We start from the raw sequence: 4543 nt of genomic DNA, 5'->3' as shown, positions 1-4543 counted from the left end.
TTTTTCTATTAATTTTTGCATTGATTTCTTGTAAAAATGTTTCAGAAAAAAATATTGTAAATAATACAACGCCTCAACTGGAAACAGATTTAATAGCGAAAGCTACAGAAATTCATGAAAGGGTTTTAACCGTTGACACACATAACGATATTAATATAAGAAACTTTACAAACGAGGTAAATTACACACAGGAATTGGACAATCAAGTTAATTTGCCAAAAATGGTAAAAGGTGGATTGGATGTTTCTTGGTTAATTGTATATACTGGCCAAGGAGAATTAACGAATGAAGGTTATGCAACTGCCTATAAAGAGGCAATTACTCAATTTGAAGCCATTCATAAATTAACAAAAGAAATTGCTCCAGATCAAATTGAATTAGCAGTAACTTCTGAAGAAGCTAAAAATATTAACAAAGCAGGTAAAAAAGTTGCTATGATTGGGGTTGAAAATGGGTATCCAATTGGAACTGATATAAACCGTGTAAAAGAATTTTACGATTTAGGCGCTCGTTATATGTCTTTAAGCCATAATGGTCATAGTCAATTATGTGACTCAAATACTGGAGAAGAAGATGATGTTTGGTTGCATAACGGCGTTAGCGCATTAGGAAAAGAAGTAATTGCTGAAATGAATAAATGGGGAATGATGATTGATGTTTCTCACCCTTCAAAAGAGTCTATGCGAGATATGATAGCACTTTCTAAAGCTCCAATAATTGCTTCACATTCATCTTGCAGAGCTTTATGCGATCATAGCAGAAACTTAGACGATGAACAACTACAATGGCTAAAACAAAATGGTGGTGTAATACAAACCGTTGCTTTTAGTGCATATGTAAATACCGAAAAAAATAACAAATTTAGAGACGCTACAAATGTAATTTTAAAAGAAGTAGCAGCTAGTCAGGATTTTGAAATAATATCTTGGAGCGCATACAGAGCCTTGGATAAAGAAGCTAAAGGAACTTATTATTCTAAATATGTTGAAATTAAAAAACTCGCAAAACCTAAAATAGATGAGGTTTCAAAAACATTGGATCCCGTAAATGTTTCAGATTTTGTAGATCATATAGATTATTTGGTTGAAAAAATAGGCATAGAACATGTGGGTATTAGTTCCGATTTTGATGGAGGTGGCGGTGTTAAAGGTTGGAACGATGCTTCTGAAACTTTAAATGTAACTATAGAGTTGGTAAAACGTGGTTATAATGAGACTCAAATTGAACTACTTTGGGGTGGAAATTTATTTCGTGTTTTAGATGAAGTACAAGAAGTTGCTCAAAAAATTCAGAATTTATAAAAATTTTAAAACATAAAAACCCCTAACAGAATTGAGCCAATTCCAACGCCTACTCCTAAAACATTAGAAAGATTAGAAGCTTTGGTGTTTTGTTTTTGAATTGATTGTATGTCACTTTTAACAAGAGGTGTTTCGGTTATTTCATCGTTAATTTTTGTAATCCCAAAATAAGCATCGTTTTCTATTAAAATACTTTGATAAATATATTCGTCTCCGTTGTTTAAGGTAACTTTATAATACCCTTTTTCAGTATTATTGGCGGCTTCATTTAACGAAATTGGATCGTGAAAAACCTTGCAACTTATTATTAAACTGGAACAAAGAAGTAAAATAAAAAAATTATGAACTAATCTATTGCTTAAGTTATTCATTTTTAGGAGTTTTTTAAAAGTAATTTTCAACCAACAATTTACATTTTTTAATTTATAAAAAAACAAGAACTTTTTAAAAAATCGTTTTATAAGTGTTTAAAAAGTGATTTTCCAATACAAATATACATTTAGCTAAAAATAATTATATTTAAAAAATAAATTCAATTTTATACTACCACGTATATAAAATTATGCTTTTCAAACCCTTTAATGGTTTTTTAAAAAATATAGAAAATGACTAAAAATTCACAAGCTAAAAATCAAATTACGTACAGCGTTAAGTTGCCTTTTTACTTTGATGTTAAAAAAATGCAACAAGAAATTGAAGTTTTAAAGTTATCTGCATTTGAGTATTATGATGTAATTCCTTTAAGATCTCCAGCTCATTTAGTGAATACTTCTTTACCATTTCCGCCACCTGCAGATGATTATGCCGATGGTACTTGGTGCGATTGGCTTGATACCAAAGAACTTTTAAACTCACCATATATATTGAGCATAATCGACTCATTTAGAAAAAATACAACGGTTACTTTAGTTAGATTACTTCGCTTGGCTCCTAATTCTGAAGTTAAAGAACATACAGATCCAACTCTTGCATTGGAAATTGAAAAATCAGTTATTAGGCTTACAATACCCATAATTAAAAGTGAAAAAGTCACATTCTACTTAAACAATACACCTGTTCACATGAAACCGGGAGAATGTTGGTATTTGAGATTATCCGACCCTCATAAAATAACTAACTTTGGAGATACGGAGCGCATAAACCTAACTATAGATATGATTCCAAATGAATGGATTCGTACTATTATAAAAGAGAGTCAGTTACAATCCGTATAACAAAAAAAGTAGAAGTTTTCACTTTCTTGAAAAGATTATATGTCCCGTTTTATAATTGGTGTTTCTTGTATTTTATTGATATTTATTCCTTAAAACTAAAGAAAATTCTAATTGTTTTTTTTATTTAAACTGTATATTCCGTAAATAATTCCTATAAACATGATAAAAGGAATTCCTGCATTAATTGGTAATTCTGGGTGTGGATCACCTCCTGGTTTGGGAAATGGGTCGTTTTTATTCTGAGAATAAGCAATACTACCAATAAATAGTATACTTATAATTAATAGATATGTAACTTTTTTTTTCACGCTATTTCTTGCAGTTTTTTTTTAATAATTATTATGAACTATTCAATATTTTCTACTTTTTAATTAATTATTATTTTCTTTGATATATTCCCTTCATTTGTAGAAATTAAAACCAAATAGAATCCCGAACTCACTTCAACTGGAAGCTCAATTTCATTCTCATTTAAATTTGATTCCCATATTTTTATTTGTTGTCCAATTACATTAAATAATAAAATATTTTTTATTTGTAATTCCTCTGGTTTTCTAACATTTATTATTGAACCTTTTTCAGCAACAAACACACTCAGTTCATTAAATTTTTCTTCAATTTCAATTGGAATCACAGGTTTCGCTTTAAATACCATAGAGTACTCATTAATATACTCACCATCTTCTAAAGTAATTTCAAACACTCCATTCAATATATCATAAGTGTCCATTGTAAGATTATCTCTTATATAAATTTCCATATTTGGGTATGGATTTTCAACTGCATCTACCTTTATTTTAATTGGTATATCGCTATTAGCACTAATACCAATTGGAACTACTCTTTCTATTGATAAGTTTTTAATTGCCTGTATAACTAACTTCTTATCATCAATAACCCAGTATAAATCATTAGGTAATACATTATTATTTACTGCATCATATCCATAATCTATATCATCTGTTGCATTATCATCAATAGTTAGTAAGATTTGTCTGTTAAAATTATTTTCATTTTTAAAGCCAAGTCTTATTTTTAATCTTATGTCTAAATTTGTATTTGTATTATTTTGTTGCTTTGCACTACTCGGTTTAAAAAATACTGACGCAGCACTTCCTTCACGTACAAATTTTCGTTGTGCATTTCTGAATTTTATTTTAGAACCAGAAGGCCCAGCTCCTGTAACTCCAAAACCTTGAGCAACAGCAATGTATCGACCAGGAGTTTTTCCACCACTTTCAGTTAGAATATTATAATTTACAGCCGGTATTCCTCCTGCTTTGGTTAACTTCGCATATCCTGCATGTGCTTCACTATACAAATGAGTATTATCTTCCCAATCATCCCAAATTTCTATTGTGCCATCAATTACACCTGCATTATCATCAATAAACTGATAGGCATCTAGAGCACTTGGGAAAGGATTCCCTGTTAAATACCAACTACCTGATGTTAGAGGTAATTCAATATCCCCATTATGAGGTTTACCAATAAATACAAAATTTTGCTTATCGTAAGCAGCAGCTATTGGTGGGTGTGTACCTTTCATAGAAAAGCCTTCCGCAGGTGACATAGTACCAGTGCTATTTAAACGTACCCAACTATTGTCATTATCATTTCCATAAATCCATTTTTCAGCAATTTGAATTGGTGAAGAATTTACTCCGTCATTTCCACCTATAAATGTAATTATTTTTGGATTTGAAGAATCAAAACCATCTCTCAATACATCATTAACTGCATATTCCGTTGTTTGTGGCTGACCAATAATACCAACAGGAGAAGACCAATCATTATACCTGTAAAGGTTTCCTAATCCTTGTTGGTCACGCTCAATATATCCCGAACTTGTAGCATCTAATAAACTTTCATTAAACTGGGTGGTAACTAAATAGTCATCAACATCATAGTTCCCATACTTTTTTTGAATCAATTGAGATTCTCCAACAAGATCAATTTGCCCATTAAGTTTTAGGTAATGGGTTATCCATAAACCTTGACCTAAATTATTTTCATTAAAAGGAGCAG

Annotated in this window: 5 protein-coding genes; 2 read left to right on the top strand and 3 right to left on the bottom strand. The window is 30.4% G+C overall.

The features are described 5' to 3' along the window. Window positions 1-53: 53 nt before the first annotated feature. Complete coding sequence (locus tag AB1Z17_RS03135; RefSeq protein WP_368050334.1) at window positions 54-1301, top strand: dipeptidase; 1248 nt, start codon at window positions 54-56, stop codon at window positions 1299-1301. A gap of 5 nt (window positions 1302-1306) precedes the next feature. On the opposite strand, the gene AB1Z17_RS03130 is transcribed toward AB1Z17_RS03135, so the two are convergent. Beyond that, window positions 1307-1672 carry a hypothetical protein gene (locus tag AB1Z17_RS03130; protein ID WP_368050333.1) on the bottom strand — a complete coding sequence of 122 codons (366 nt, stop codon included), beginning with the start codon at window positions 1670-1672 and terminating at the stop codon, window positions 1307-1309. Between the two features lie 234 nt (window positions 1673-1906). On the opposite strand from AB1Z17_RS03130, the gene AB1Z17_RS03125 reads away from it, so the two are divergent. Continuing rightward, complete coding sequence (locus tag AB1Z17_RS03125; RefSeq protein ID WP_368050332.1) at window positions 1907-2515, top strand: aspartyl/asparaginyl beta-hydroxylase domain-containing protein; 609 nt, start codon at window positions 1907-1909, stop codon at window positions 2513-2515. Between the two features lie 107 nt (window positions 2516-2622). Here AB1Z17_RS03125 and AB1Z17_RS03120 read toward each other — a convergent pair whose 3' ends face one another. Together AB1Z17_RS03120 and AB1Z17_RS03115 are read right to left on the bottom strand one after the other, a co-directional pair. Then, complete coding sequence (locus tag AB1Z17_RS03120; RefSeq protein WP_368050331.1) at window positions 2623-2823, bottom strand: hypothetical protein; 201 nt, start codon at window positions 2821-2823, stop codon at window positions 2623-2625. Window positions 2824-2882: 59 nt separating this feature from the next. Further along, window positions 2883-4543, bottom strand: a 1661-nt coding sequence (locus AB1Z17_RS03115; protein ID WP_368050330.1) for a T9SS type A sorting domain-containing protein, incomplete at its 5' end; no start/stop codon positions are given.

The organism is Lutibacter sp., from assembly GCF_040883305.1.
Lineage (GTDB): Bacteria > Bacteroidota > Bacteroidia > Flavobacteriales > Flavobacteriaceae > Lutibacter.
The sequence above is the reverse complement of the archived record's forward strand: the minus strand, read 5'-3'. Positions and strand labels throughout refer to the sequence as shown.

Coding starts and splice junctions, on each gene's coding strand:
- AB1Z17_RS03125 (WP_368050332.1), top strand. CDS start 1,907: ATGACTAAAAATTCACAAGCTAAAAATCAAATTACGTACAGCGTTAAG.
- AB1Z17_RS03130 (WP_368050333.1), bottom strand. CDS start 1,672: ATGAATAACTTAAGCAATAGATTAGTTCATAATTTTTTTATTTTACTT.